The organism is Actinokineospora sp. PR83 (genome assembly GCF_021056305.1).
Lineage (GTDB): Bacteria > Actinomycetota > Actinomycetes > Mycobacteriales > Pseudonocardiaceae > Actinokineospora > Actinokineospora spheciospongiae.
Window position 1 is genome coordinate 1 of the sequence record NZ_JAJCXD010000059.1, and the last position, 25,395, is coordinate 25,395.

Here is a 25,395-nt window from a genome sequence, read left to right on the forward strand (position 1 = left end):
GCCGTGCCCGCCTCGCCCGGCCGTGCCCGCCTCGCCCGGCCGTGCCCGCCTCGCCCGGCCGTGCCCGCCTCGCCCGGCCGTGCCCGCCTCGCCCGGCCGCGGCCTCGCCTCGCCCAGGCCAGCTCAGGCGGACTGCGCCTTGCTGGGCTGTGCCTCAGCGCCACGCCTTTGGCCGGTCGTACTGTGACCGGGGACGCCTTGGCTTGCCGTGCCCTGTTCGGGCGCGCCTCGTTGGGCGGTGCCGTGGCCGGGCACGGCTTACCCGGGCACGCGTCGCTCAGGCCGGCTCAGACAGACCGTGCCTTGCTGGGCTGTGCGTTGGCGGCTGTGCCTTTGACCGGCCGTGCTGTGACCGGCCGTGCTGTGACCGGCCGTGCCGTGACCGGCCGTGCCGTGGCGGGGCACGCCTTGGCCTGCCGTGCCTTGTTCGGGCGCGCCTCGTTGAGCGGTGCCATGGCGGGCCCGGCTTGTTCGGGCACGCGTCGCTCAGGCCCGCTTTGACCGACCGCGCCTTGCTGGGCCGTGCCTCAGCGCCACGCCTTTGGCCGGTCGTACTGTGACCGGGCACGCCTTGGCTTGCCGTGCCCTGTTCGGGCACGCCTCGTTCGGCGTGCCGTGGCCGGGCACGGCTTGCTTGGCCGCGCCTGGCTCGGAGGCGCTTTGGTCGGACATGCCCAGCTCGGCAGCGCGGCACCCACCGGGCCAAGTGCTTCCCGCTGCCGGGGGCCTGTCCCCGAAACCGCTCAGCCACCCACAAACCGCCGTCCCCGGCTGTGCGGAGGCCCGGGTGGGTGGATGTGCTCAGCCGGTACGGCGGCACCCGGCGGGTTGCGGTGGCTCGGTGGTTTGGGGCACACCGGCCAGGGCACCCACGCTCGCCTACTCGCTCTGAAGTTGTGATTCTGTTTCGTTTTTCCTCCTGCGGGTGTGGGGTCGGTGCTCGTCCTGTCGCGGGTTCGTGGCCCGTGATGAGCTTGCCCCGGTCCCCGCGGGCTGTCGAACGGTTGTCCACAGGGGAGGTGTTCGGTTGGGACGGGAACGGAATCGCGGCCGGTTGTCGTGAAGGTGTTATGAGGACCCCCGCCGAGGACGTGAGCATGACCGAAGACCCCCTGCTGTCCGACGACGAGATCGAGGCCCTGCGGCGCGAGGACCTGCTCGAAGACCCCGAGCGGGCGACCCCCGACGAGTACCCCCGGTTGTGGAACCTCTCCGCCGGGTCGCTGTTCCGCGCGGTCATCCGGGCCAGGGACCCCAAGCCCGCGGAGTACGTCACGGTGCCGGTGGCCGCCGCGGACAGCCTGGAGCTGGCCGGGGCGATCTCGCAGTGGAACCTGCTCTGGGAGGCCGCCCAGCACCGGGGGCTGCTCTTCGGCCCGGACGAGCTGCCGGTCGAGTTGCGGCGGGTGGCCGGGAGCGGGGACGCGAACGTCATGTTCATCCCGCGCACCAGGACCCGGTACCACGAGTACGCGCCGCTGTTCCACCTGCTGCCCCGCGGCGCCGTGGAACGGCACGGGTTGCCGCTGCTGGGCAGCGGGCAGTGGCCGTTCCTGGCGGAGTCGAGCAGCGTCGACCGGTACCTGCCCGCCGACTTCGAGGCGCGGTTGTCGCGCGCGTGGGCGGCGACCGTGTGGCGGCACCTCATGCCGGGGTCGCCGATCAGCGGGTTCACCCCCGGCGACCCGATCCGCCTGCTGGCGCACAACCTGGACTTCTGGTTGCCCCCGATCACGCAGGTGATGCAGGAGATCCTGCGCGGGTTGCCGGTGGTCGACAACGGTGTCCCGGCCGTTCCGCTGCCGCTGCCCGACGGCACCCTGACCGACGACGTGGTGCTGGCGAACCCCCGGGTGGGCGCCGACCTGTGGCGCGGTGAGGAGGAGGCGGCGGAGGCCGTGGTGCGCACGGTCGAGGCCGCCGACCACGACGGCAGGCTGCGCGGGATCCTGGAGGCGGTGCGGGCGAACCGGGTGGAGGACGACTTCAGCGAGCGGTGGACCTTCGCCAGGGAGGACTTCGAGCGCAAGCTCTACCGCAAGCGGTCGAAGGTGAAGGTGCGGTTCGTGGAGCTGACCGACACCATCCCGGTGCAGGGGCCGGAGACCGAGGTCGAGGACCGGGTGGTCTTCGGCGACTTCATGGCCCTGCTCGACGAGCGGGACCGGCAGGTCGTGGTGCTCCTGCGCAGCGGCTACACCAACCTGACCGAGGTGGCGGGCATCCTCGGCTACCGCGGCCACAGCCCGGTCTCCAAGCGGCTCAAGCGCATCCGCGAGCAGGCCGCGCGGTTCTTCGACGAGCGCTGAGCGCCGCGGCGGCGATCCTGGCCACCTGGGGCGGCGGCCCGGGTCGGGGGAGTGCGACGATGGGCGCATGTCGCGCCTCAACTACGCCGAGCTGAACGACACCATCCGGTACACCATGTGGTCGGTGTTCCGGGTCGATGCGGGCACGCTGCCCGAGGACCGGGCGGACGCCGCCGCGGAGACCACCGAGTACCTCGACGCCCTGGAGGGGAAGGGGGTGGTGGTGCGCGGGGTGTACGACGTGGCCGGGCTGCGGGCGGACGCGGACTACATGATCTGGTGGCACGCGGAGGCCGTCGAGGACGTGCAGGCCGCCTACACCGGGTTCCGCCGCACCGCGCTGGGCCGGGCGTCGACGCCCGTGTGGAGCCAGGTGGCGCTGCACCGGCCCGCGGAGTTCAACCGCAGCCACATCCCGGCGTTCCTGGCCGGTGAGGAGGCGCGCAAGTTCATCTGCGTGTACCCGTTCGTCCGGTCCTACGAGTGGTACCTGCTCCCCGACGAGGACCGCCGCCGGATGCTCGCCGACCACGGCAAGGAGGCCAGGGACTACCCCGACGTGCGGGCGAACACCGTGGCCTCGTTCGCGCTGGGCGACTACGAGTGGATCCTGGCGTTCGAGGCCGACGAGCTGCACCGCATCGTGGACCTGATGCGCCACCTGCGCGGCACCGAGGCGCGGCGGCACGTGCGCGAGGAGGTGCCGTTCTACACCGGCACCCGCGTGCCCCCGGCGGAGCTGGTCACCAACCTGCCGTGACCGGTGCGGGCGAGCGGGTCGTCGCGGGCCCGTTCCGGGTCGCGCACGCCGCCGCCTGGTGCGTGCGGCAGGTGACCGCGGCGGCGGCCGGGGTGCTGCGCGAGCGCGGCACCGACCCCGGTCCGGTGTCGGTCGACCTGCTGCACGCGGTGGAGTCGTTCCGCAGCGAGCGGCACCTGCTGGTCGACGGCGCCTCGCCCGGCGCGGTGTGGGCGCCGCTGTCGGGCGACTACCGGGCCGCCGACGGCTGGGTGCGGCTGCACTGCAACCACCCGCACCACGAGGCGGCCGTCCGGTCGGTGCTCGGTGACGACGTCGCCGCCGGGGTGCTGCGGCGCCCGGCGGAGCAGGTCGCCGACCTGGTGCTGGCCGCCGGTGGCGCCGCCGCGGCGCTGCGTCCCGCCGCCGAGTGGCGCGGGCACCCGCAGGGGGTCGCGGTGGCGGCCGAGCCGCTGGTGGCGGTGGACCGGGTCGGTGACGGGCCCGCCCGCCCGCTGCCGAGGGCCGACCGGCCGCTGGCCGGGGTGCGGGTGCTCGACCTGACCCACGTCATCGCGGGCCCGGTGTGCGGTCGCACGCTGGCCGCGCACGGTGCCGACGTGCTGCACGTGGGTGCCGCGCACCTGCCCACCGTGCACCCGCTGGCCGTCGACACCGGGTTCGGCAAGCGCACCACCCACCTGGACCTGCGCGCCGAGGAGAACCGGGCGGTGCTGCGCGAGCTGCTGGCCGACGGCGACGTCCTGGTCCAGTCGTTCCGGCCGGGTTCGCTGGCCGCCAAGGGCTTCGGCGAGCGCGACCTGCCGCCGGGGGCGATCCTGGTCAGCCTGAGCGCGTACGGCCACAGTGGACCGTGGCGGACCCGGCGCGGGTTCGACAGCCTGGTGCAGATGGCCACCGGCATCGCGGCCGGGGCGGACGAGCCGGTCCCCCTGCCCGCGCAGGCCCTCGACCACGGTACCGGCTGGTTGGCCGCGCTCGGCGTGATCACCGCGCTGCGCAGGCGGGCCGCCGGGGGCGGGACCTGGCACGTGCGGGTCTCGCTGGCCCGCACCGCGCACTGGCTCGACGGCCTGGGCCGGATCGACTCCACCGAGCACGGCGGCCCGGTGGACGCCTACCTGTCCGAGGTGGACAGTGCGTTCGGGCGGCTCAGGCACGTGCGGGTCCCCGGAGGGTTGCCCGGGTCGCCGCCGCGGTGGGACAGCGCTCCCCGCACACCGGGCGCCGATCCGCCCCAGTGGTGGTGACAGCACAGGGGGCGGCCCACCCGGTCGGGGTGAGCCGCCCCCTGTGCTGCGGTCACTTCACCTTGTACGCCCGGATCACGGTCTGCTCGACCGAGTTGCCGCGGTAGTCCTCGGCCGAGGCCCGCAGGGACACCGAACCGGCGCCCTTCGGGTGGTCGAGCACCACCAGCGACTTGGCGATCACCTGCGCCCGCGACCAGGTCTTGCCCTCGTCGTAGGAGACGTCCACGGTCAGCTTCTTGGCCAGGTCGGGCTGACCGGTCTCCCGCTCCAGGGCCACCGGCAGGTAGTAGCGCCCGGACGGGGCCGCATTGTCGGCGTCGAGCGCGCCGTGGAAGCGGATGGCGGAGAGCTGGATGGCTTCCTGCTCGGGGCTCGACCGGAAGGTCCACTTGGCGTCGACGTGCGTGGCGAGGTCGTGGGCCGGGTTGCGGTCACCGGTCGTGGCCACCGTGAAGGTGCCCGAGGCATCGCCCACCTCGAAGGCCCCGTACCCGCTCTCCGCGCTCTCACCGATGACCTTGCCGTCCTTGGACAGCGTCGTGGTGCCCTTGAAGTCGCTGAACCCGGAGTTCCCGGCGCCGTCGGAGACCAGACCGGGGGACGCCACCAGGTAGTCGCGGTCCCGCAGGAACCCCGAGCCCACACCGGACCTCACGTCGGGTCCGAAGATCCCCACGTGCATCCGCCGCTCGGTGGTCCGGCCCGCCCGGAGGGTGAGCAGCGGGCTCCAGTACTGGACCGGCAGCGACCCGTCGATGTAGGCGTTCACAGCCCACTGCACGCCGTCATCGGTGTTGACGAACTGGGTCGTCCCGCCGAGCGAGGCCGGGGAGGCCAGGAGGAACGTCGACGACGCGCCACCGGGGATCGAGGCGTAGGCGCTCCACGACAGGGTGGCGTCCGGCGCGGTCTTGCCGAAGGTCGTCTTCAGCGTGGCCAGCTCGGCCGCGCGGGGGTGCCTGGTCAGCCCGGTGGGGTAGTCACCCGGGATGCCGTAGAACAGGTTGTAGAAGCCCCTGTCGCTGGTGTACGTGCCCTCGACGATCGAGTTCACCGCGATGCCCTGTGCTTTCGGACCCAGCCGCGCGGTGCGGATCGAGTTGAACGAGTTGACCAGGATGTAGCTGCCGAACCTGCTGCGCTCGGTTTCCGCCTCGAACCCGACCACACCGATTTGCTGTTCCGCCCCGTCATCGGGGACGGTGACGTCGATCGGCCTGGTGGTGCGGCTGTCGGCGACGACCGCGGTGTCCTTCGTGACCTCCAGCAGGGGCTGCACCACGGTCTGCACACCCTCGGCCGTCTGCGGGAAGAAGCTGGCGTCAAACGAGTACCGGCCCTTGGGCACCCGCAGCGTGAAGGTGCCGGTGGGGCTGCCGCCGTCGTGGAAGGCGGGGTCGTCGTAGCCGAACAGGGTGGCGCCCCCCTCGCCGGTCGGCTTGCCGTCGAGGCCGATCAGGGTGACCGTGACGTTGTAGCTCTCGACCTCCCGGTCGACGCCGACCGCGGTGCGGGTGGTCGTCCCGCCGCCGGTGGCCACGACGGAGCCGCCGAAGAGGCCGTCGACCGCGCCGATGCGGGTGTCCACGTTGATGGTGGCCGTGGCGGTGCCGCCCGCGGGGACGGTGAGCCGGGCCGGGGTGACGGTGAACATGCCCGCCGGGGCCGCCTTGCCGTCCGGGCCGACGATGTCACCGGTCAGGTCCAGGGTGACCGGCTCGGTGCCGCCGTTGCGGTAGGTCAGCTCCTTGGCGGCGGGCGCGTCGTCGGCGTGCGGCCACACCGCGGTCGGGAAGCTGATCGACGTCGGTTCCGTGGTGACCCGCGCCGCCAGCGCGGCGGGCACGTCGACCCGGCCGGAGCCCTGGGCGAACGAGCTCAGGCCCGGGGTCGGCTTGGCCGAGGCGGTCAGCGCCGCCTTGAGCTGCTGCCCGGTCCAGTCCGGGTGCTGCTGGGCGAGCAGCGCCGCGGACCCGGCGACGTGCGGGGTGGCCATCGAGGTGCCCGACAGCGCGATGTAGCCGTCCTCGGCGGGGTCGCCGATGATCGCCTCGGCAGCCTTGGCCGCCACGATGTCCTCGCCCGGCGCGGTGATGTCCGGCTTCACGGCGCCGTCGATGCGGGGGCCGCGGCTGGAGAAGACCGACAGCGCGTCCTCGCGGTCGACCGAACCGACGGTCAGGGCGGCGTCGGCGCTGCCCGGTGAGCCGATCGTCTTGGCCGCGCCGCTGTTGCCCGCGGCGATGACGAAGAGGGTGCCGGTGGTCGCCGAGAGCCGGTTGACGGCCTCCTCCAGCGGGTCCACCTCGGGGGTGTCGTAGCCGCCGAGGCTCAGGTTCACCACGTCGGCGCCCTGCGCGACGGCCCACTCCATGCCCGCCACGATCCACGACTCCTGGCCGGAGCCGAAGTCGTTGAGCACCTTGCCGTCGAGGAGGTGCGCGCCGTGCGCGATGCCCCGGTACTTCGCGCCGGTGCCCGCGACGGTCGAGGCGACGTGCGTGCCGTGGCCGAACCGGTCCACGGCGTCGGCGGCGTCGCTGAAGTTGTGCTCGCCGACCTCGCGGCCTGCCAGGTCCGGGTGGGTCTGGTCGACGCCGGTGTCGAGCACGGCGACCGTGACCCCCTCGCCGGTCACCCCCGCCTGCCAGGCCTGCGGTGCGCCGATCTGCGCGGCGCTGCGGTCGAGGGTGGCGGTGACCTTGCCGTCGAGCCAGACGCGGCCCGTCGAGGCGAGCGCCCGCCAGGAGCCCGCCAGCGCGGACTTGTCGGCGCTGAGCGCGCGGCCACCGGAGGCGGGCAGGTCGCGCACGGTGCGCACCCCGGCGACCGCCGCGCGCGGGGCCGGGCCGGTGGTGATCAGCGGCAGGTCGCCGCGGCGGTTGTCGTAGCCCTGGTCGAGCAGGCCGGTGACGTCGAACAGCCGCGGGTCGAGCCTGCCCGAGGACAGCAGCGCCTGCGCGTCGGCGGGGACGACGTGCAGGTGGCCTGCCACGGTGCGCACCCGGAACGCGACGTGCTCGCGCCCGGCGGCGGGCCGGACCTCGGGCCGGGCGTCCGGGCGGGCGAGGAAGACCTGGTCACCGCTGAGCAGGGTCACGGTGCGGGCCGGGTCGGCCGGGCCGGTGGCGGGTGCCGCGGTGGCGCCGGTGGCGGGCAGGCCGGTGAGGACGAGTGCCGCGGTGGTCACGGCGAGTACTGGTGTGCGACTTCGCACGGGTACCTCCGGTCGTGAGCGGACAGGACCAAAGGACCGGATGACCGGTGATGAAAGAGATTCCCCCCGATATCTAGCCCCCTGTGGAAAAGAAACTATGCACTGGGGGAATAGTTCACAATCCGCCGTACGGTTGAACGGATCAGCGGCTGGTGAGGTTGCCCTCGGCCGTCAGCCCGACCCGGCCCTGCACGCCCGCGCCACCGCAGTCGGGGCCGTTCGGGTACACCGCCGTCAGGGTGATCGTGGTCCGGAACTCGCGGTCGCCGGTGGTCAGCGCCACTTCCAGCGGTTGCTCGGTGAGCTCGGGATCGTCGGCGAACCCCACCAAGCCGCCGGTCGGCACCGCTTCCGCCGAGCAGACCCCACCCGAGCAGCCACTCGTCCCGGTGCCGGTCGCCGGGTTCAGCGGCACGCGCAGGTCTCGGCACTGCCCGGCCGCGCAGAGGGTCAACCGCACCGGCCCGGCGGAGATCGGTGCCCCGGCGTCCACCTCGACGGCCACCCCGGTCGGGCTGGCCATGGCCGTGCATGCGAGTGGCTCGCCCCCGGAGCAGCCGGTCAGCGCGAGCAGGCAGAGGACGACCCAGCAGAGGTGCCGCATCCAGTCCTCCCCGGTGCCGGTGCGCTGCGGTGATCGAGCCCAGGCCGCAAGATCACCCTACCGGGATTTCCCGGGAGGGGTCCCCGAATCGGTGCCGGGGAGCCATTCGGCCGGACACCAACGGGTTCAGCCCCGTCTCCCGCCCCGCCACCACCGGCGCTTCGGGCGGCGCGCTCCGACCCACGCGGCGAACGCGGCGGCGTCCTCCCGCGCCCGGGAGCCGTCGCGGCGCGGGTTCCCCCTGGCGTACTCGGCGAACAGCGGCGCGAAGTCCTCGCCGCACGCCTCGGCGACCTCCGGGTCGATCAGGGCGACCACGCGGCGGCGCTTGGCCAGCAGTGCGTCCGCCTCCACCCGCAGCGCCTCGGCGTCGAACCCCGCGGGCGCCGGGCCGTCGGCCAGCAGCGCCGCCAACAGCTCCGCCTGCCGCGCGGCCAGCCGCTCGCGCGCGCTCACCCGGCCACCACGGCGCGGATCGCGGCCAGCTCGGCGGCGAGTTCGGCGTCGGCGGGGTAGCGGTCGTCCCGCTCCAGGAGCACCCCGGGCGGCGACACCCGGCGGCACAGCTCTCCCAGCAGCTCCAACACCTCCGGCGGCACCGGGTGCGCGTGCGTGTCGTGGTAGACCCCGTCGCGCACCACCCCGCCCGCGACGTGCACGTAAGCCAGGCGCTCCAACGGAAGCCCGTCGAGCAGCGCCACCGGGTCCTCACCCAGGTTGCGGGCGTTGGCCCACATGTTCGCCACGTCCAGCAGCAGCAGGCAGTCGGTGCGCTCGGTCAGCTCGGTGAGGAACTGGGCCTCGGTCAGCTCGGCGTCCGGCCAGCGCAGCAGCGCGGCGATGTTCTCCAGCGCCAGCGGCACCCCGAGCCCGGCCTGCGCGGTCTTCACGTTGTCCACCAACACCTCCAGCGCCTCGCGGGTGCGCGGCACCGGCATCAGGTGACCGGAGTCCAACCCGCCCGCGCGCACGAAGCACACGTGGTCGCTCACCAGCGGGGACTCCAGCAGCGAGGCCACCTCGGCGAGGTGCTCGACCCGGGCGGGGTCGACCGGGTCGGCCCCGCCCAGGGACAGCGAGACGGCATGGGGGAGCACGGGAACCCCGCGCCCGCGCAGGATCCGCACCGACTCCGGCAGGTGGTCGCGGTGCAGGTTCTCCGCCACGACCTCCACGAAGTCGACACCCGGCAGCCGCTCCACGGTCAGGTCGATCTCCGACCGCCAGCCGATGCCGATCCCCAGCTCTCCCATGCCGCCCATTGTGCCCCTCCCCGTGATGCGGGCGGGTCAGGCGCCGCAGCCTCCCCCGCCGCAGCCACCGCCCCCGCCACCACCACTGCCGCCCGAGCTCGCGCAGCCGCTCCCTCCACCGCTGCCGAAGCCCGCCGTCGACCCGGCGTCGGAGTAGCTCCACGTCGAGTTCGACCCGGCCGCACCGGCGGCGCCGCCGTAGGACTGCGCCGCCACCAACTTCAGCTCCAGGGCGGAGCTGACCTCGGCGTCGGGGAACGCCGCCAAGCCGCCGAACGCCACCAGACCCGCGACACCGCCGAGCAGCGCCGCCCCCGAGTCCTCCCCGACCCGCGCGGCCCCGGCCTCCGCCAGCACCCGCTGCCCGGCGTGGGTCGTCGTCGGCAGCGGTCGCCTGGCCAGCACGACCCAGGTGAGCAGCGTGACCGCCAGGAACAGCAGCAGCCACCCGAAGGGGCGCCCGCCCGCCACCCCCGCGACCAACCGCGCGACCCCCACCGCGAACAGCAGACCGAGCGCCAGCACCGACCCCACCCGGTACCGCGGGCCCTGATCGACCAGCAACCCCTTGCCGGTCAGCGCTGCGCGGACGTCGTCCACCGCGTCGCCCCGACCCACCTTGTCGATCAGGACCCGCACCGTCCGATGCCGAAAGCCCCCGGCATCCGACAGCAGCGCCCGGTCCACCCGGTTCGCGCTGGTGGCCCCCGCCACCACCTGGACCTGCCCGGCGCGGCTCGGCCGCAGCAGGCCCCCGTCGAGCAGTCGCGCCAGCGCCGTCTCAGCCACCCGCCTCGGGCCGCCCGCCAGGTAGGCCAGCTCGTCGAGCGTCAGCAGGCTGTGCGGTGAGGCGTCGGCCGAGGTGCTGCGCGGACCGGAGCGGGCGATGAGCCGCACCGCCACCCAGCACAGCACCGCGACGGCGAAGGCGACGGCGTAGCCGCGCAGGAATTCAGGTCCGGTGATCCCCCACGTTTCTCCCATGTCGATCCCCCTGCCCGGGGAAGTAGGTCGAACCCGGTCGCCCAACGCCATCGGTCAACGCCCGAGTGGTGCCCTTTCCCCTACCGTTCCACCGGTTCGTGCGATCCGGCGGTGACCCATGCTCGACCGGGTGTGAGCGCGGGCACAAGGTGACTTGAGCAAGATTTAAGGGGGACGTGAGATGGATTTAGGCTTTCCCCGAAAGGGCCGATCCCGCGCCCGGGGACCGGGCGCGGGATCGGTGGGCGGCTGCGCTCAGCCGGTCGGGTTCTCGTCCTCGACCAGGCGCAGGGAGATGCTGTTGATGCAGTACCGCTGGTCCGTCGGGGTCGGGTAGCCCTCGCCCTCGAAGACGTGGCCGAGGTGGCTGTGGCAGCTCGCGCACAGCACCTCGGTGCGGACCATGCCGTGCGCCCTGTCCTCGCGCAGCACCACGCTCTCCCCGGCCAGCGGGGAGAAGAACGACGGCCACCCGCAGTGCGACTCGAACTTCGCGTCGCTGCGGAACAGCTCCGCCCCGCACGCCCGGCACTCGTAGACGCCGGTGGACTTGGTGTCGGTGTACTCACCGGTGAACGCGGGCTCGGTGCCCGCCTGCCGCAACACCGCGAACTCGCGCGGGTCAAGCTGCGCGCGCCACTCCTGCTCCGACTTGACCACCCGGGGGGTGGCCCCGACGACGGGCTTCATGCCGACCACGATGTGTCTCCTCCAAGTTCCCGGTCGCAAGTCCTCGGCCGTTCAGCCGAACAGCACACCCAGGATGAACACCAGCGCGTCCCAGGCGGCGACCACTACTCCCAACAGGATCAGCGCCGCCAGGATTCCCGCCGTCAGCCGGTGGTGCCCGCCGAGCCGGTTCGCGCCCTCGGCGAAGTCGCGCACCCCGCCCAGGTAGCCCTCCACCGTGTAGCCGGGGCGCACCTGCTCCACCCGGTCGAGGTGCTCGGCGAACGCGCGCGCCTCGGGGTCGGCCGGGTCCAGCCCCACGAGGTCCTCGTGGAAGCGGTCCTGGTTCCCGGTGTCCGCCCCGGGACGGCGGTCGTCCTCGGACGACGCGCCCTGGGTGCCTGTCGAGACCATGCTCCGAGGGTAACTCGGCAGCGGCGAAATGTCGGCTACTCGTCGCCGAGAGCACGCAGCTCAGGCGTGCCCTCGGTGTCGGCGCGCAGGTGCGCGAAGGACGTGAAACCCCACTCCTGGAGCCGCCCGAGCTGGGCGCCGAACTTCCCGCGCCTGCGGACCGGGGACACCGCAGCCCCTTCGGCGCGCAACTGCCTGGCGAGGCCCGTCACCCTGGTGAGCGGCACGTCCGCCTCGTAGAGCACGGCGACCGCCGCGGTGCGCGGACCCGCGTCGATCAGGTCCACGATGCGCTCGAAGCCGATGGAGAACCCGCAGGCCGGGACGTCCTTGCCCAGGGAGCGCCCGACCAGTCGGTCGTAGCGCCCGCCACCGGCCACCGAACCGGACGACGCCGGGTGGGTGATCTCGAAGATCTGGCCGGTGTAGTAGCCCATGCCGCGCACCAGCGTCGGGTCGAACTCCCAGCTCACCGGCCTGGTCCCGGCCAGCGCGGCCAGGGCGTCGGCGGTCTGCGCCAGGTCGGCGACCACCTCGTCCGGCAGGCCGGGGACGGTGTCGGCCAGGGTGTCGCCCAGCTTCGCCGGGTCCACCCCGCGCAGGCCGACGATGGTCTCCTGCAACCGGTCGATGCGGGCGGTGTCGAGGCCGCGCTCGGGCAGCTCGGCGCGCACGCCGTCCCAGCCGATCTTGTCCAGCTTGTCCAGGGTGATGAACAGGCCGGTCCACGCCTCCTCCGGCAGGTCGGCGGCCTTGGCCAGGGCGGAGAGGAAGCGCCGGTCGGAGACCCGCACGGTGGTGCCGTCCAGGCCTGCGGCGGCCAGCGCCTCGGTGGTGGCCTCGATCAGCTCCACCTCGGCGAGCACGCTCTCCTCGCCGATCATGTCGATGTCGCACTGGTTGAACTGGCGGTAGCGGCCCTTCTGCGGGCGCTCGGCCCGCCAGACCGGGCCGAACTGGAACGAGCGGAACGGCGTCGGCAGCGCGGCGTGGTTGTTGCCGTAGAAGCGGGTCAGCGGGACCGTGAGGTCGTAGCGCAGTCCCAGGTCGACCAGGTCCTTGACCTCGGTGCCCGCGGCGACGGTCTCGTCCAGGCCGCGGCGCAGCACCCGGTAGATGAGCTTCTCGTTCTCCCCGCCCTGACCACCGGAGAGCCGCTCGATGCCCTCCAGGGCGGGCGTCTCGATCCGCTGGTAGCCGAACCGGTGGTAGACCTCCGTGATGGTGGCCAGCACGTGGTCGCGCACGGCCACGGTCGCGGGCAGCAGGTCACGGGTGCCCCTGGCGGGGCTGTTGTCCATCTTCACCGGAAGGGGTCCTCGCTTGGGATAAATATCAGATGGGATATGTACATGAGACTAGCGAGTCGTCGCCGGCGCGTTTTGCGCGCACCTGTCGGTGGGCGCCCGTAGATTGCCCCGCATGGCGACTCCCGCGGTCGAGCTCGACGTCGATGGCCCGCACGGCACCAGGAAGGTGCGGGTGTCCAGTCCGGACAAGCCGTACTTCCCCGAGCTGGGCGTGACCAAGCTCCAGGTGGTGGAGTACTTCCTCGCGGTGGGCGAGGGCATCCTGGGCGCGCTGCGGGACCGGCCGACCACGCTGGAGCGCTGGCCCGGCGGGGTGGTCGAGGGCGCGCAGCTCTCCACCCGCCAGGACCAGCGGGGCGACGCCTTCTACCAGAAGCGCGCCCCCAAGGGCGCCCCCGACTACGTCGAGACCGCGCGGATCACCTTCCCCAGCGGCCGCCCGGCCGACGAGGTGTGCCCGACCGAGCCCGCCGTGGTCGCCTGGGCGGCGAACCTGGGCACGCTCACCTTCCACCCGTGGCCGGTCACCCGCACCGACCCCGACCACCCGGACCAGCTCCGGATCGACCTCGACCCGCAGCCGGGCACCGACTTCGCCGACGCGGTGGTGGTGGCCGGGGAGGCCCGCGCGCTGCTCGCGGAGCTGGGGATGGAGGCGTTCCCGAAGACCTCCGGCGGGCGCGGTCTGCACCTCTACGTGCCGATCGAGCCGCGCTGGACCTTCGTCGAGGCGCGTCGGGCGCTGATCGCCCTCGGCCGCGAGCTGGAGCGGCGGATGCCCGATCGGGTGACGATGAGCTGGTGGAAGGAGGAGCGCGGCAGCCGCGTGTTCATCGACTACAACCAGATGGCCCGCGACCGCACCATCGCCTCCGCCTACTCCATCCGCCCCACCCCGCGCGCGCTCGTCTCCACCCCGCTGACCTGGGACGAGGTGCCCCGGGTCAGCCCGGAGGACTTCACCGTGCGCACCGTGCCCGCCCGCTTCGCCGACGTCGGTGACCCGCACGCGGCGATCACCGGGGCCGCGTTCTCGCTCGAACCGCTGCTGGAGCTGTCGGACCGGCAGGGCGCGGGCGACCTGCCCTACCCGCCGGACTACCCGAAGATGCCCGGTGAGCCCAAGCGGGTCCAGCCCTCCAAGGCCCGCCCGGACACCGAGTAGGCCGCCCCGGGTCAGCCGAGGTCGCGCAGGGCGCGCTGGGCGGCCTCCAGTTCGGCCTTGAGCTGGGTCACCCGGAGCTCCTGGCGCTCCTTGGCCGCCTCCAGCGCCACCCCGATGGCCTCGCCGACCTCGCTCGGCAGGTGCTTGGCCAGCCGCCCCACCTCGCCCGCGGGCACCGGAACCCAGCGGACCGTGCGCTTCTTCCCGACCAGCACGTCCACCGTCCACTCGCCCTCGGGCGTGGAGTGCAGCGTCACGGTGATCTCCACCGGCTGCTGCTTGCGGGACCGCGACGGCGACGGCTGCCGCTTCTGCGGTTCCGCGCCGCCCTCGATGCCCACCACGACCTCCCCGGACGGCGGTGCGAACTGCGGTGCGGCGGCGGGCCGGGGCGCCGGTTTGGGCTTCGGCGCGGGCTTCACCGCGGTCAGCTCGGCGGGGGAGAAGGACAGCACGTCCCGCGAGCCGGTTGGCCGGACCTGGACGTAGTCGCCCTCCGCGGGTTCGTCGAACGCGACGACCTTCGCCGAGGCCCCCGGTTCGACGCCCACCGCGGCCTCGGTGAACCACACCGGCGTTGGCTTGCCCCCCGCCAGGGCCGCCCGCAGTCCTTCGATGTCCTCCGCCGACAGCGCTCTCGCCGGTGGTGCCCCCACTGACTCCGCCTTCGCCACGTCCGCCTCACTCCCGCTCGATGATCACGGACAGTCTGCCCGGACCCCCCGACAGTTCCGGCGGGCGGGCGACACCCGTTCGCGTGGTCCGATTCGCCGGGTTCCGCCGGTGAACCTAGGTTCCGGGAGATGAGGATCAGGTACCTGTGGTGGCGAAGCTGTTACGACGGTGTCCTGCACGCCTTCCCGGTGGCGCCCAACACCCGGCTCGCGCACCAGCACTACCGTGCGTCCTGCACCCACGCCGCCCCTCCGGACCTGGCGGGCGGGGAGCCGGGGCCCCGGTGCGCGCTGTGTTTGCTCATCATTTCCGGGCCGGTCGTTGCCCCGGCGGGCTGAGGCGCCGCATGGTGGGGGACCACCGATCACCCGGAGGCCCCCGTGCGCGCGCTCCTGATCACCCTGCTCGCCCTGCTGGCCGCCACCCCGGCCGCGGGCACCCCGGCCGAACCGGCGCACCGACCGGTCGCGCTGCGGGTGCTGAGCTTCAACACCCACACCGGCATCGGCGCCGACGGCCGCCTCGACCTCGACCGGGTGGCGGCCACCATCCGCGCCGCCCGCCCGGACGTGGTGGGGTTGCAGGAGGTCGACGTGCACTGGTCCGAGCGCAGCGGGTTCGCCGACCAGGCCCGCGAACTGGCCTGCCGCACCGGCCTGCGGGTGTTCTTCGCCCCGATCTACGACGAGCCGGGCACCCCGCGCCGCCGCTACGGGGTGGCCGTCCTGAGCGCGCTGCCCGTACTGCGCACGGAGAACCACGAGATCACCCGCCTGTCCACACAGGACCCGACCCTGCCGCCGACGCCCATGCCCGGCTTCGCCGAGGTGGTCGTGCTGACCAGGGGCGGCCCGGTGCACGTCTACTCGACGCACCTGGACTACCGCCCCGACCCCTCGGTCCGGGCCGCCCAGGTGGCGGACACCCTGCGGGTCCTGGCGCGGGCGCACGGCCCGAAGGTGCTGCTGGGCGACCTCAACGCCGAACCCGAAGCCCCTGAACTGGCGCCCCTGTGGACCGCGCTGCGCTCGGCCCCCACCGGCCCCACCTATCCCGCCGACGCCCCGACCAAGAAGATCGACCACGTCGCGGTGTCCCCGGGGGTGCGGGTGACCTCGGCGACCGTCGTGGACAGTGCCGCCTCCGACCACCGGCCCGTGCTGGCCGACCTGGTCCTGGGACCGGGTCGCGAAGCCGGTCGATCACCCGGGTACCAACGGGTCTCCGGGTGAGGCCGCGGCCTAGTCCTGCGCCAAGTCGCGTTCTTCCGCCTCGCGCAACCGGTACTCGCAGCCGTACTCCAGCGCGTAGTGCAGGTCGTAGTGGTGCACGATCTTGGGGCCACCGTGCAGGTGCACGTGCGTGACCGTCTCCCTCGGCTCGTCCGGCAGCCCGGGCAGCGTGTCCACGCGCCCGTCGAGAGGACCGCCGACATACCGGACCAGGTACGCGTCCGACATGGTGAACCTCCCTTCCGTCACGGCCGTTGCTGAGCAGTGTAGGCGCGGCGGCGGACGATTCCAGGGGTGCAACACGGCCGGGACCGGTCATCCACCGATCGGACCAGCGGGGTGCGGCCGGGTGGTGCGCCGGGGTGACGGACCGGGTTCGGCTGTCCACAGGACGACGGTGCGACCCCGGGCCGGTTCGGCGGTGAGGTCGGTCAGGGCGGGCAGACGGTGCCGTCGCGCGGCACCGTGCCCTCGCCGAGGAACGCCGCGGCGGCCTCGGTGGCGCACGCCGAGGAACCCAGCGCGCCGTGGCCCGCGCCCTGCCAGGTGAGCAGGGTCGCCGTCGCGAGCTGCTGCGCGGCGTGCTCGGTGCCCGCCAGCGGGGTCACCGGGTCGGTGGCGGTGCCCAGCACCACGATCGGCGGCGCGGTGCGCGCCGAGGGCTGCGGCAGCTCCTGCGACGGGATCGGCCACGGGCTGCACACCGCCAACCACTGCGCGGTCAGCGCGCCGAACACCGGGAAGCGGGTGTTCCAGTCCTTCGCCGCCGCGGTCAGTTGCTCGGTGGCCAGCCGCGACTTGGTGTCGTTGCACCGGGTCACCAGCGCGGCGTCGAAGGTGGCGGGCCGGTTCTCGGTCTCCCGCAGCACCGGCGTGATGGCGGCGGCCACCGCGGCGGTGTTCCCGGACCGCAGGTCGGCCAGGGCGCGGGACAGGGCGGGCCAGGACTGGCGGTCGGACAGGCCCGCGAGCAGCACGCGCAGCACGACCCCGGGGGTGATCCCGATGTCATCCGGGGTGCTCAGCGGGTCGGCCTCGGCCCGGTCCAGGATCTCGGTCAGCGCGGCCCTGGCGTTGCCCAGCTCGCAGCCGCGGGCCGCGCAGTCCTCGGCGAACGCCCCGAAGGTCGCGTCCGCCCCCTCGGCCACACCCTCCAGCACGATCTTGGCGTCCGGGTTCGGGTCGGGCAGGCCGTCGAGCACCAGCCTGCCGACCCGGTCCGGGTGGCGCTCGGCGAACACCGACAGCACCCGCGAACCCTCGCCGTGGCCGATGGCGTGCAGCCGGGTCATGCCCAGGCCGACCCGCAGCGTCTCCGCGTCGCCCGCGCTGCGCCAGGTGTCCAGGGCCTGCAACCGGACCTCCAGCGCGATCGAGCACTGCTGCCCCGCGGTCCTGGCCTGGTCCACCGCCGCCTCGACGTCGAGTTCCCTCGGGTCCAGGCCCACGATGCCGGTGCGGGTCTCCTCCGGCACGCAGCGCGCCGGGTCGCTGCCCCCGGTGCCCCGCCGGTCCACCCCGACCAGGGAGACCCGGGTCAGCAGCGCGGGCGGCAGGGTGGTGGCGAGCCGGGCCGCGTACACCGTCCCCGGCACCCCGTCGATGTCGTTGAACACCACGACCGGCACCGGACCGGTCCCGATCTTGAGCACCTGGAGCCGGGCCAGCCCCTGCCCCGGCAGGGACGGTGAGTCCAGGACCGCGCTGACCCTGGCGCACTCGGTCGGCAGGGTGGTCTGCGGCAGCGTCGCGACGACCTCCGCCGAGCAGGGGGACCAGCGGATCTTCTCGTTGGCGGGGGTGCCCAGCTCGGGGAGCGGCGCCGGGCCGGTCGGCGGCGCCACGGGCGGGGCCTGCTGCTCCACCCCGTCGTTGACGACGATGCCGGGGCGGGTCGACGGTCCGGCCGTGCAGGCGGACAGCAGGGCGAGTGGCACCAGCCAGGTCCAGCGTCCGACCCTCACGCGTTGCCCGTCCCTCTCCCCACGCAGCAGTCCCATGTTCGCCGTGGAGCCTGTCACCACGCAGGTGAGACCCCGGTGAACACCCAGACATAGGATGACCGCGCCCAGGGCGGGCACCGGAGAGGAGCGTGCGGCTGTGGTGTTCGCACAGGTGGAGCGGACCCCGCGCGGACCGCTGGTGTGGCTGGCCACCGCCACCCCGCGCCTGACCGGCGCCATCCCGCCCACCGCGCAGGTCCTGCTGGGCATCGTCAGCGTCCAGATCGGCGCCGCCCTGGCCAAGCACCTGTTCGCCAGCGCGGGCGCCACCGGCGTCGTCGCCCTCCGCCTGGTCTTCGCCGCGGCGGTCCTGCTGCTGATCTGGCGCCCCTCGCTGCGCGTCGACCGCCGCACCCTGGCCGTCGTCGTCGGCTACGGCGTGGTCCTGGCGGCGATGAACACCCTGTTCTACCTCGCCCTGGACCGGATCCCGCTGGGCGTCGCCGTCACCGTCGAGTTCCTGGGGCCGCTGACCCTGGCCCTGGCGGGCTCCCGCCGCTGGCTCGATGCCCTGTGGGCACTGCTGGCGGGCGCGGGCGTCGTCCTCCTCGCCCGCGGCGGCGAAGGCGACGTGTCCGTCGTGGGCCTGCTGCTCGCCCTCGGCGCCGGCCTGTGCTGGGCCGGGTACATCCTGCTGGGCGCCGCCCTGGGCCGCGCCAGCGCCGACGGCACCGGCCTGGCCCTGGCCATGGGCGTCGCCGGGCTGGTCGTGCTCCCGATCGGCGCCCTGGACGCGGGCGCCGGGCTGCTGTCGCCGACGGTCCTGCTGGTCGGGCTCGGGGTGGCGCTGATGTCGTCGGTGATCCCGTACTCGCTGGAGCTGGAGGCGCTGCGCAAGATCCCGCCCCGGGTGTTCGGCGTGCTGATGAGCCTGGAGCCCGCGGTGGCGGCGATCGCCGGGCTGGTGGTGTTGCGGGAGGCGCTGGCGCCGTACCAGTGGGTGGCGATCTGCTGCGTGGTCGCTGCTTCTGCCGGGGCGACGCGTTATGCGCGTTCCTCGGACGCCTGAGGCACCCGAGGTGCCGTCGCGGTGCGGCGGACCACCGGGCTTGCGGACATCGAGCCCTGCCCGACCGAGTGGCCCGGCGGGGGACACCGCGTGCTCTAACGGGCCAAGCGGTCGAGCAGTTCGCCGAGCAGCGCGCGTTCGCCCGGCGTGAGGTCGCCGGGGTCGTCGGAGGCCAGGGCGCGCAGGGTGAGCGCGGTGCTCGCGCGGGTGGCCGGGGTGCCTGCTGACGGCGTGTGCAGCACGCCTGCCAGCACGGTCTCGCGGAGGCGTCCGGACAGCCCGAAGTCCGGTTCCGGCTGGGCGATCAGGGTCAGCGTGATGCCGACGTTCGCGGCGAGCAGTTGCTCCGCGGCGTCGTCCGCGGGCACCTTCAGCAGGCCGCGTGCGGCGGCCTCGGTGAACCGCTCCCGCAACGCGTCGTGCGCGGGAGCCGTGACGGCACAGGGCTTTCCCGGCTCGGCGCGGCCGTAGAGCAGGCCGTAGAACGTCGGGTGCTCCAGCCCGAACCGCACGTGCCGGTCCCAGCCCGTCCGCAGGTCCTCCAGCGGGTCGCCGGAGCTCTCGACCGCCGTGTACTGGGTGAAGCCGTGGTTCACCACGGCGTCGATCAGGCCCTGCTTGCTGCCGAAGTGGTGGTACAGCGTCGGCGCCTGCACGCCTGCGCGTTCGCACACCGCCCTCGTGGACACCGCGCCACCGCCCTCCAGCAACTCCGCCGCGGCGAGCAGGAGGCGATCCCGTGCGTTCTGCATGGTTGCTACATTAGCGCATGTACCGCTACATTGGCTCGTATAGCGAAAGGGGAAGTCCATGAGGACCTGGTTCATCACCGGTGGGACTCCGGGAGGGTTCGGCCTGGTCTACGCCGAGGCTGCGCTGGAACAGGGCGATCAGGTGGTGGTGACCGCGCGTCGGCCCGCTGAACTGCGGGAATGGGCCGAGCCGTACGGCGACCGCGTGCTGGTTCTCCAGCTCGACGTCACCGACGCCGAGCAGGTGCGTGCGGCGGTCACGGCGGCGGAGGAGCGGTTCGGCGGGATCGACGTGCTCGTCAACAACGCGGGCCGTGGCTGGTTCGGCTCGGTCGAGGGCGCCCCCGACGAGACGGTCCGCCGCACGTTCGACCTCAACCTGTTCGCCGTGGTCGAGGTGCTGCGCGCGGTCCTGCCGGGTATGCGGGCACGCGGCGACGGCTGGATCGTGAACATGTCGTCGGTGGCGGGCCTCGTCAGCACGCAGGGGTTCGGCTACTACTCGGCGGCGAAGTTCGCGCTCGAAGGACTGTCGGAGGCACTGCGCCACGAGGTCGAGCCGTTCGGTGTGCGCGTGCTCGTCGTGGAGCCGGGAGCGTTCCGCACCAGGGCCTTCGCGGGCTTCCACGACGAGCCCGTCAACGAGACCGTCGACGCCTACGTGCCGATGGTCGAGGGCGTCAAGGCGGCGTTCGCCGACCACGACGGCAAGCAGGAGGGTGACCCCGAACGCGGGGTGCGGGCCGTGATCAGCGCGATGGACGCACCCGTTCCGCCGCAACGGATCGTGCTCGGCAACTCCGGCTACGACGTCGTCGTCGCCATGCACGAGAACGCACTCACCGAGCTGCGCGCGAACGAGAAGCTCTCGCGCGGCGCGGATTTCTGATGAGAGGACCGGAGAGCAAGATGGACCACACCACTCTTCCCAAGGCCGTCGAGAACTTCATCGCGGCCACCAACGCGCACGACGCGGACGCGCTGGCCGCGGTCTTCGGCGACGGGGCCACCGTGCGCGATGACGGGACGACCTACGCAGGCGAGACCGAGATCCGCGAGTGGATCCAGGTGCACCTGATCAACCCCAAGATCGTGATCACGCCGACCTCGTTCGTGGGCGATCGGCTGGTGGCCTCCGGGGACGGTGAGTTCCCCGGCGGGCCCCTGTCCTTCGCGTTCGTGTTCGGCATCGAGGACGACCAGGTCACCGACCTCGCGATCGCGCCCGCCTGATCCCTCACCGGCCGGGGCAGCCCGAGAACTGCCCCGGCCATGAGCAGGGGAGCGGCCATGGGCGTGCTGTTCTCGTGGTCGAGGAGTCGGTGCCGCTGCGCCCGGTGGGGCTCGGCGTGGCTGGTTGCCGGGCAGGCGGTTTTTCAGGAGTCCTGCTCTTTGGCCCTGACCTCGCCGCGCAGGACCGACTCCAGGTCGTAGGTGGCCGGTTCTTCGAGCTGCTCGTAAGTGCAGGAGGACGGCTCGCGGTCGGGGCGCCAGTGGCGGAATTGGGCGGTGTGGCGGAAGCGGCTGGGGTAGCCGCCCTCGGTGTGCTCGTAGGCGACCTCCACCACCCGCTCCAACCGCAGGGGGACCCAGGGCTGTTCGGTGGTGCGCCACCGGCTGATGGCCCCGGGCATCCGCGACGCCCCGTTGTCCGGCTGGGACCAGGGGTGGGCTTCGGCTCCGCCGGGGATCAGCTCGGCCATCTCGACCGCCAGTTCCCGGCGGCGGGCGGCGGTGAAGGAGCCGATCACGCCGACGTGGTTGAGGGCGCCGGTGTTGTCGTAGAGGCCCAGCATCAGGGACCCGACCGCCTCACCGGGTTCGGTGTCCTTGTGCCAGCGCAGGCCAGAGACCACGCAGTCGGCGGTGCGGGCGTGCTTGAACTTGAGCATGGTGCGCTTGTTGGGCGTGTACGGGCCGTTCGGTTTGCCCATCACCCCGTCGAGGCCCGCGCCCTCGAAGATCGTGAACCACCGGCGGGCGAGGTCCGCGTCGGTGGTGGCCGGGGTGAGGTGGACCGAGTCGGTGGGGGTGAGCAGGTCTTCCAGGGTGCGGCGGCGCTCGACGGCGGGGGTTTCCAGGAGGACGGCGTCGCCGAGGGCGAGGACGTCGAAGGCGATGAAGCGGGAGGGGGTCTGCTCGGCGAGGAGGTCCACCCGGCTCTTGGCGGGGTGGATGCGCTCGGACAGGGCGTCGAAGTCGAGGCGGCCGTCGCGGTCGACGACCAGTTCGCCGTCGAGGACGACCCGGTCGGGCAGGGCCGCCGCCAGGGCCGTCACCGCCTCGGGGAAGTAGCGGTTGAGCGGTTTGCCCGAGCGCGACTGGAGGGTCACCTCGGGGCCGTCGCGGAAGACCAGGCAGCGGAAGCCGTCCCACTTGGGCTCGAACACCAGGTCGGCGCCGTCCGGGATGGATTTCGACGGCTTGGCGAGCATGGGTTGGACCGGCGGGGTCAGCGGGAGCGCCACGGGGCACATCCTGCCCTGAGAGCCCCGCTCAGCGCACCCGTTGGCGCTCCGCGGTGCCCAGTTCCACGCGGACCGCGGTCGGCAGGCTGTCCACGCCGAGCGAGTCGCGGGCCCTGGTCAGCACCGACCCGTCCAGTTCGCGCCACACGTCCTTGAGCCGGGTGCCCTCGTGCAGCCACACGCTCAGCCGCAGCGCGGGCTCCTCCGGGTCGCCGACCACGGTGGCCCTGGCCCGGCTGACCCCGTCGACCTGCTCGGCGTCCACGGCGATCGCCTCGGCGATGGCCGACGCGGTCACCACCAGGCCGGAACCCACCGAGCGGTCCAGCGCCAGGTCCGGGTGCCGCTCGGGCCGCAGCGTCCGGGCGGCCAGCAGGAGGCCCAGCACCAGCAGCAGCACCCCGGCGACGACCGCGCCCACCCTGGCGTGGGTCTGCCAGTTCCCCAGGGTGTCCAGCGCGATCGGGTCGAGCACCGGCCGCACCGCGCGGAACGACCCCAGCCAGCCCTGGCCCACCACCAGGGCGGTGGCGCCCGCGAGCAGCGCCAGCAGGCCGATCAGCGCGGTGACGACCCGCTCGGCGCGGTAGGAGCGGGCCAGGGCGGCGACGGACGGCGATTTCATGGGCGTTCCCGGTGTGGGTCGGGGCGGTGGGCGGTCACGTGCGGTCCCGGGGCGAGTCGACGACAACGCTGATCCGGGGCCTGCGGGTCAGCGGCAGGTCCTCGAGGGTGGTGCGCACGACCTCCTGCAACCGGGGCCGCAACTGCTCCTCGGACTCCAGGCCGCTGCTCGCCCGCACCCGCACCTTGCGCGCGGTGGCGGTGACGGAGGCGCCGCTGACGTTCTCCTCGGCGCGCACCCGCGTCCCGACGATCCGGGCGAGCGAGCGCGGCGAGGTGCGGACGGTGACCCCGGGGGTCGGGTCGAGCAGCTCGATGTCCCTGCGCCGGGCGGTCAGCGCCACCAGCAGCAGCACCAGACCGGTCCCGGCGACCACCCAGGCGGTGATCCGGACCTCGGTGTCCTGCCAGGTCAGCCCGGCCAGCCGGTCGCGCCAGGCGGGCCAGGGGACCAGCAGCGGGCCGTCCACCGGACGGGCCCAGGTCCAGCCGACCTCCAGGGCCAGCAGTGCTCCCGCGGCGGCCAGGGCCAGGCCGAGCAGGAGGCTCAGGATTCGGACGAAGACGCGCACTGCCTCACTCCACTCGCGCGCGGATCTCGGGCAGCAGCGCGGAGACGGTGACGTCCACTCCGAGCACCCGGTAGGAGGTGATCCGCTCGACCTCCCCGGTGACCGCGGCGCGCACGTCCGCCACGACTTGGCGCACCGCCGCGGGGTAGTGCAGCGCCAGGTCCACCCGCAGCGACACGGTGTCCCCGGTGCCGTCGACGGTGGCCGAGGCGCCGTGCGAGCCGATGAGCTTGCGCTTGACCGCCGTGGTCCCGGGGGCGGCGTCCGCCGCGTGCTCGGCGATCTTGCGCACCACGACCGGGTCGATGCTCAGCGTGCCCCGGTCGTCCACCTCGATCACTTGTCCCTGCCCCGGCCGCCGAACATGTCGGACAGGTCCAGTTCGCCGTCGACGATGCGGCCGACGACCAGGCCGACGAAGCCGATGGCCAGGGTGATGACAAAGGCCAGGAAGCCCTGCGAGGCGGCCAGGCCCAGGATGAGGCCGGCGAAGATGCCGGTCTGGGTCGCGTTCATGTGTCCCTACTCGTTCCTGGCGGGTCAGCGGACCCGGGGTTTGCGGAAGCGCCTGCTGTGCCAGCGGCGCACCCGGTCGGTCAGGCCGAACACGCCACCCGGTCGGGTGTCCCCGACGACCGGACCGTCCCACCTGCGACCGTCCGGATCGGACTGCTCGGCCGCGGCCCGCAGGCGGGCCAGTCCGGCGACGAACTCGTCGTGGTCGCCGCCGACGTCCGGGTGGGCGCGGCGGACGAACTCGCGCCGGGCGGCCCGCTCGCGCGGGTCGGTCACGGCACGTCCACGTCGCTGACGTGGACGTCGACCGGGACCGGCCCGGCCAGCGCCCGGACCGCGCCGCGCACCCGCGCGGCGGCCGCCGGGACGGGGGTGCCCATGGCCAGCACCACGGAGACCTCGATCGGGTCCCCGGGGGCGCCGACCCGGACACCGACGACCCGCCGCCCGGGCAGCGCGGTGGCGACGGCGCCGAACGCGCCGCCGTCGAGCCGCAGCACCGCGGGGTCGGCGAGCACGGCCGCGCCGATGGCGTCGGCCAGCGCGCCGGGGGCGGCCGTCGGGTCCACGGTGGTCACTCCACTCGGGACGTGGTGGGCGCCTCGTCGTCGCCGTTCTCGTCCGGCAGGTGGATGTCGTTGACCGAGATGTTGACCTCGATGACCTCCAGGCCGGTCATCCGCTCCACGGCGGTGATCACGTTGCGGCGCACCGCGCGCGCCAGCTCGACGATGCCGGCGCCGTACTCCACGACGATGTCGAGGTCGATCGCGGCCTGCTTCTCGCCGACCTCCACCGACACCCCGGAGGTGGACACGGTGCCCGCGCCGGGGATGCGCTCGCGGATCGCGCCGAAGGCCCGGGAGACCCCGCCGCCCATCGCGTACACACCGGACACCTCGCGGGCGGCCATGCCCGCGATCTTCTGCACGACGTTGGAGGCGATGGTGGTCTTGCCGTGCGACTGGTCGTCGGCCAAGCGGGCCGGGGACGCCCCGGTGCGGGTGGCGGGCGAGGTGTCGACGGCCTGGTCGGGCCTGGTGGGGTTCGTGGTTGCCATCGTCGGCGGTTCCTTCCGAATCGGCTGGGGGCTCACCGCCCCTGTCGCTGCTGCGTTCGGGGCCGTGTACTCAGTCAGATGCCCGCACCCGCCGACAACTCTCGCCAAGTCACCCGGATGGGGGATGGGTCACATCGACCACCTGGACGTCGACCACCGGCAGCCGCTCGCCCAGGTGCGGGGCCAGGCTCGCCAGCACGTGGGCGCGCAGCCGCTCGGCGAGCGGGTCGATGGCTGTGCCGAACCGGACGGCGAGTCCCAACTCGACGGTCCCGGGTCCGGTCACGACGGACCGCAGGTGCCCGCCGCCGGTGCCCGCGAGGTACTCCGCGGCCGCCGCCCGCGCCGCCAAGGCGACGACCCGCTCGGACACCCGCAGCGCCCCGCCCTCCTGGGCCACCTCCACGACCCCGCCCACGCCGCGCACCGCCCGCACCGCGGCCAGTGCTCGCTCGGCCAGCCCCGGCGGGGTGGGCAGCGGCACGGCCGCCGCCGCGCGCACCCGCGCCCAGTCGTCCTCCGCCGCGGCCAGCACCGGTGCGCAGT

Annotated in this window: 29 protein-coding genes; 8 read left to right on the forward strand and 21 right to left on the reverse strand. The window is 73.6% G+C overall.

Annotated elements, in window-relative coordinates:
* The first annotated feature begins 1,097 nt into the window (after positions 1–1,097).
* The 3 genes from L6E12_RS20420 (at position 1,098) to L6E12_RS35480 (ending at position 4,319) form a co-directional block, all read left to right on the forward strand.
* Entirely contained in the window at positions 1,098–2,309 is a 1,212-nt protein-coding gene (locus tag L6E12_RS20420; protein ID WP_236229527.1) for a sigma-70 family RNA polymerase sigma factor, read from the forward strand.
* A 67-nt stretch (positions 2,310–2,376) separates the two neighbouring features.
* Positions 2,377–3,069, forward strand: a complete 693-nt coding sequence (gene hemQ, locus L6E12_RS20425) for a hydrogen peroxide-dependent heme synthase (protein ID WP_035282977.1) — start codon at positions 2,377–2,379, stop codon at positions 3,067–3,069.
* On the forward strand, positions 3,066–4,319 hold the full coding sequence (locus L6E12_RS35480; RefSeq protein ID WP_236229528.1) for a CoA transferase: 1,254 nt from the start codon (positions 3,066–3,068) through the stop codon (positions 4,317–4,319). The genes hemQ and L6E12_RS35480 overlap by 4 nt, the downstream gene beginning before the upstream one ends.
* Before the next feature lie 52 nt (positions 4,320–4,371).
* On the opposite strand, the gene L6E12_RS20435 is transcribed toward L6E12_RS35480, so the two are convergent.
* The 8 genes from L6E12_RS20435 to hisS form a co-directional block, all read right to left on the reverse strand.
* Entirely contained in the window at positions 4,372–7,512 is a 3,141-nt protein-coding gene (locus L6E12_RS20435) for a S8 family peptidase (protein WP_236229529.1), read from the reverse strand.
* Between the two features lie 169 nt (positions 7,513–7,681).
* Positions 7,682–8,143 carry a hypothetical protein gene (locus tag L6E12_RS20440; protein ID WP_236229530.1) on the reverse strand — a complete coding sequence of 154 codons (462 nt, stop codon included), beginning with the start codon at positions 8,141–8,143 and terminating at the stop codon, positions 7,682–7,684.
* A gap of 126 nt (positions 8,144–8,269) precedes the next feature.
* The gene (locus L6E12_RS20445; RefSeq protein ID WP_236229531.1) at positions 8,270–8,599 is read right to left on the reverse strand and encodes a hypothetical protein; all 330 of its coding nucleotides are present in this window, start codon (positions 8,597–8,599) and stop codon (positions 8,270–8,272) included.
* Complete coding sequence (locus tag L6E12_RS20450) at positions 8,596–9,396, reverse strand: DUF692 domain-containing protein (RefSeq protein WP_236229532.1); 801 nt, start codon at positions 9,394–9,396, stop codon at positions 8,596–8,598. The genes L6E12_RS20445 and L6E12_RS20450 overlap by 4 nt, the downstream gene beginning before the upstream one ends.
* A 36-nt stretch (positions 9,397–9,432) precedes the next feature.
* Entirely contained in the window at positions 9,433–10,380 is a 948-nt protein-coding gene (locus L6E12_RS20455) for a TIGR04222 domain-containing membrane protein (protein WP_236229533.1), read from the reverse strand.
* A gap of 255 nt (positions 10,381–10,635) precedes the next feature.
* On the reverse strand, positions 10,636–11,070 hold the full coding sequence (msrB, locus tag L6E12_RS20460; protein WP_236229534.1) for a peptide-methionine (R)-S-oxide reductase MsrB: 435 nt from the start codon (positions 11,068–11,070) through the stop codon (positions 10,636–10,638).
* Between the two features lie 51 nt (positions 11,071–11,121).
* Positions 11,122–11,463, reverse strand: coding sequence for a hypothetical protein (locus L6E12_RS20465; RefSeq protein WP_236229535.1), 342 nt, complete (start codon positions 11,461–11,463; stop codon positions 11,122–11,124).
* A gap of 35 nt (positions 11,464–11,498) precedes the next feature.
* Positions 11,499–12,764: a histidine--tRNA ligase gene (gene hisS, locus L6E12_RS20470; RefSeq protein WP_236229553.1), complete on the reverse strand. Its 1,266-nt coding sequence runs from the start codon at positions 12,762–12,764 to the stop codon at positions 11,499–11,501.
* 121 nt (positions 12,765–12,885) lie between these two features.
* Between hisS and ligD the strand changes: the two genes are divergently transcribed.
* The gene (gene ligD / locus L6E12_RS20475; protein ID WP_236229536.1) at positions 12,886–13,938 is read left to right on the forward strand and encodes a non-homologous end-joining DNA ligase; all 1,053 of its coding nucleotides are present in this window, start codon (positions 12,886–12,888) and stop codon (positions 13,936–13,938) included.
* An 11-nt stretch (positions 13,939–13,949) separates the two neighbouring features.
* Here the strand turns inward: ligD and L6E12_RS20480 are convergent, their stop codons facing one another.
* The gene (locus tag L6E12_RS20480) at positions 13,950–14,594 is read right to left on the reverse strand and encodes a DUF6319 family protein (protein ID WP_236229537.1); all 645 of its coding nucleotides are present in this window, start codon (positions 14,592–14,594) and stop codon (positions 13,950–13,952) included.
* Between the two features lie 399 nt (positions 14,595–14,993).
* Here L6E12_RS20480 and L6E12_RS20485 point away from each other — a divergent pair, with 399 nt between their 5' ends.
* Positions 14,994–15,845, forward strand: coding sequence for an endonuclease/exonuclease/phosphatase family protein (locus L6E12_RS20485; RefSeq protein WP_236229538.1), 852 nt, complete (start codon positions 14,994–14,996; stop codon positions 15,843–15,845).
* Between the two features lie 9 nt (positions 15,846–15,854).
* Here L6E12_RS20485 and L6E12_RS20490 read toward each other — a convergent pair whose 3' ends face one another.
* Together L6E12_RS20490 and L6E12_RS20495 are read right to left on the reverse strand one after the other, a co-directional pair.
* Positions 15,855–16,094, reverse strand: coding sequence for a hypothetical protein (locus tag L6E12_RS20490; RefSeq protein WP_233427582.1), 240 nt, complete (start codon positions 16,092–16,094; stop codon positions 15,855–15,857).
* Between the two features lie 182 nt (positions 16,095–16,276).
* Complete coding sequence (locus tag L6E12_RS20495; RefSeq protein ID WP_236229539.1) at positions 16,277–17,809, reverse strand: alpha/beta hydrolase; 1,533 nt, start codon at positions 17,807–17,809, stop codon at positions 16,277–16,279.
* Positions 17,810–17,945: 136 nt separating this feature from the next.
* Here L6E12_RS20495 and L6E12_RS20500 point away from each other — a divergent pair, with 136 nt between their 5' ends.
* Entirely contained in the window at positions 17,946–18,857 is a 912-nt protein-coding gene (locus L6E12_RS20500) for a DMT family transporter (RefSeq protein WP_236229540.1), read from the forward strand.
* Positions 18,858–18,952: 95 nt separating this feature from the next.
* Here L6E12_RS20500 and L6E12_RS20505 read toward each other — a convergent pair whose 3' ends face one another.
* Entirely contained in the window at positions 18,953–19,609 is a 657-nt protein-coding gene (locus tag L6E12_RS20505) for a TetR/AcrR family transcriptional regulator (RefSeq protein ID WP_236229541.1), read from the reverse strand.
* Between the two features lie 58 nt (positions 19,610–19,667).
* On the opposite strand from L6E12_RS20505, the gene L6E12_RS20510 reads away from it, so the two are divergent.
* Together L6E12_RS20510 and L6E12_RS20515 are read left to right on the forward strand one after the other, a co-directional pair.
* The gene (locus tag L6E12_RS20510) at positions 19,668–20,498 is read left to right on the forward strand and encodes an SDR family NAD(P)-dependent oxidoreductase (protein ID WP_236229542.1); all 831 of its coding nucleotides are present in this window, start codon (positions 19,668–19,670) and stop codon (positions 20,496–20,498) included.
* Positions 20,498–20,842 carry a nuclear transport factor 2 family protein gene (locus L6E12_RS20515; RefSeq protein WP_236229543.1) on the forward strand — a complete coding sequence of 115 codons (345 nt, stop codon included), beginning with the start codon at positions 20,498–20,500 and terminating at the stop codon, positions 20,840–20,842. Before L6E12_RS20510 ends, L6E12_RS20515 begins: the two co-directional genes overlap by 1 nt.
* Before the next feature lie 143 nt (positions 20,843–20,985).
* Here L6E12_RS20515 and L6E12_RS20520 read toward each other — a convergent pair whose 3' ends face one another.
* From L6E12_RS20520 to L6E12_RS20560, 9 genes are all read right to left on the reverse strand, one after another.
* On the reverse strand, positions 20,986–22,086 hold the full coding sequence (locus tag L6E12_RS20520; RefSeq protein WP_236229544.1) for an ATP-dependent DNA ligase: 1,101 nt from the start codon (positions 22,084–22,086) through the stop codon (positions 20,986–20,988).
* A 19-nt stretch (positions 22,087–22,105) separates the two neighbouring features.
* Entirely contained in the window at positions 22,106–22,702 is a 597-nt protein-coding gene (locus L6E12_RS20525; protein WP_236229545.1) for an alkaline shock response membrane anchor protein AmaP, read from the reverse strand.
* A gap of 34 nt (positions 22,703–22,736) precedes the next feature.
* Positions 22,737–23,273 (reverse strand): DUF6286 domain-containing protein, encoded by a 537-nt coding sequence (locus L6E12_RS20530; RefSeq protein ID WP_236229546.1) that lies wholly within the window; start codon positions 23,271–23,273, stop codon positions 22,737–22,739.
* A 4-nt stretch (positions 23,274–23,277) separates the two neighbouring features.
* Positions 23,278–23,613: an Asp23/Gls24 family envelope stress response protein gene (locus L6E12_RS20535; protein WP_236229547.1), complete on the reverse strand. Its 336-nt coding sequence runs from the start codon at positions 23,611–23,613 to the stop codon at positions 23,278–23,280.
* On the reverse strand, positions 23,610–23,789 hold the full coding sequence (locus L6E12_RS20540) for a hypothetical protein (protein ID WP_236229548.1): 180 nt from the start codon (positions 23,787–23,789) through the stop codon (positions 23,610–23,612). Before L6E12_RS20540 ends, L6E12_RS20535 begins: the two co-directional genes overlap by 4 nt.
* A gap of 24 nt (positions 23,790–23,813) precedes the next feature.
* Positions 23,814–24,065, reverse strand: a complete 252-nt coding sequence (locus L6E12_RS20545; protein ID WP_236229549.1) for a hypothetical protein — start codon at positions 24,063–24,065, stop codon at positions 23,814–23,816.
* Positions 24,062–24,358, reverse strand: coding sequence for a hypothetical protein (locus tag L6E12_RS20550; RefSeq protein WP_236229550.1), 297 nt, complete (start codon positions 24,356–24,358; stop codon positions 24,062–24,064). The genes L6E12_RS20545 and L6E12_RS20550 overlap by 4 nt, the downstream gene beginning before the upstream one ends.
* Positions 24,359–24,363: 5 nt before the next feature.
* The gene (locus L6E12_RS20555) at positions 24,364–24,849 is read right to left on the reverse strand and encodes an Asp23/Gls24 family envelope stress response protein (RefSeq protein ID WP_236229551.1); all 486 of its coding nucleotides are present in this window, start codon (positions 24,847–24,849) and stop codon (positions 24,364–24,366) included.
* Between the two features lie 109 nt (positions 24,850–24,958).
* A partial coding sequence (locus L6E12_RS20560) for a hypothetical protein (protein ID WP_236229552.1) occupies positions 24,959–25,395 on the reverse strand: 437 nt, incomplete at its 5' end.

Bases quoted from the DNA above. Each gene is read 5' to 3' on its own strand.
- L6E12_RS20420 (WP_236229527.1), top strand. From the start codon at position 1,098: ATGACCGAAGACCCCCTGCTGTCCGACGACGAGATCGAGGCCCTGCGG.
- hemQ (WP_035282977.1), top strand. From the start codon at position 2,377: ATGTCGCGCCTCAACTACGCCGAGCTGAACGACACCATCCGGTACACC.
- L6E12_RS20440 (WP_236229530.1), bottom strand. From the start codon at position 8,143: ATGCGGCACCTCTGCTGGGTCGTCCTCTGCCTGCTCGCGCTGACCGGC.
- L6E12_RS20450 (WP_236229532.1), bottom strand. From the start codon at position 9,396: ATGGGAGAGCTGGGGATCGGCATCGGCTGGCGGTCGGAGATCGACCTG.
- L6E12_RS20455 (WP_236229533.1), bottom strand. From the start codon at position 10,380: ATGGGAGAAACGTGGGGGATCACCGGACCTGAATTCCTGCGCGGCTAC.
- msrB (WP_236229534.1), bottom strand. From the start codon at position 11,070: ATGAAGCCCGTCGTCGGGGCCACCCCCCGGGTGGTCAAGTCGGAGCAG.
- L6E12_RS20465 (WP_236229535.1), bottom strand. From the start codon at position 11,463: ATGGTCTCGACAGGCACCCAGGGCGCGTCGTCCGAGGACGACCGCCGT.
- hisS (WP_236229553.1), bottom strand. From the start codon at position 12,764: ATGGACAACAGCCCCGCCAGGGGCACCCGTGACCTGCTGCCCGCGACC.
- ligD (WP_236229536.1), top strand. From the start codon at position 12,886: ATGGCGACTCCCGCGGTCGAGCTCGACGTCGATGGCCCGCACGGCACC.
- L6E12_RS20505 (WP_236229541.1), bottom strand. From the start codon at position 19,609: ATGCAGAACGCACGGGATCGCCTCCTGCTCGCCGCGGCGGAGTTGCTG.
- L6E12_RS20510 (WP_236229542.1), top strand. From the start codon at position 19,668: ATGAGGACCTGGTTCATCACCGGTGGGACTCCGGGAGGGTTCGGCCTG.
- L6E12_RS20515 (WP_236229543.1), top strand. From the start codon at position 20,498: ATGAGAGGACCGGAGAGCAAGATGGACCACACCACTCTTCCCAAGGCC.
- L6E12_RS20520 (WP_236229544.1), bottom strand. From the start codon at position 22,086: ATGTGCCCCGTGGCGCTCCCGCTGACCCCGCCGGTCCAACCCATGCTC.
- L6E12_RS20525 (WP_236229545.1), bottom strand. From the start codon at position 22,702: ATGAAATCGCCGTCCGTCGCCGCCCTGGCCCGCTCCTACCGCGCCGAG.
- L6E12_RS20540 (WP_236229548.1), bottom strand. From the start codon at position 23,789: ATGAACGCGACCCAGACCGGCATCTTCGCCGGCCTCATCCTGGGCCTG.
- L6E12_RS20555 (WP_236229551.1), bottom strand. From the start codon at position 24,849: ATGGCAACCACGAACCCCACCAGGCCCGACCAGGCCGTCGACACCTCG.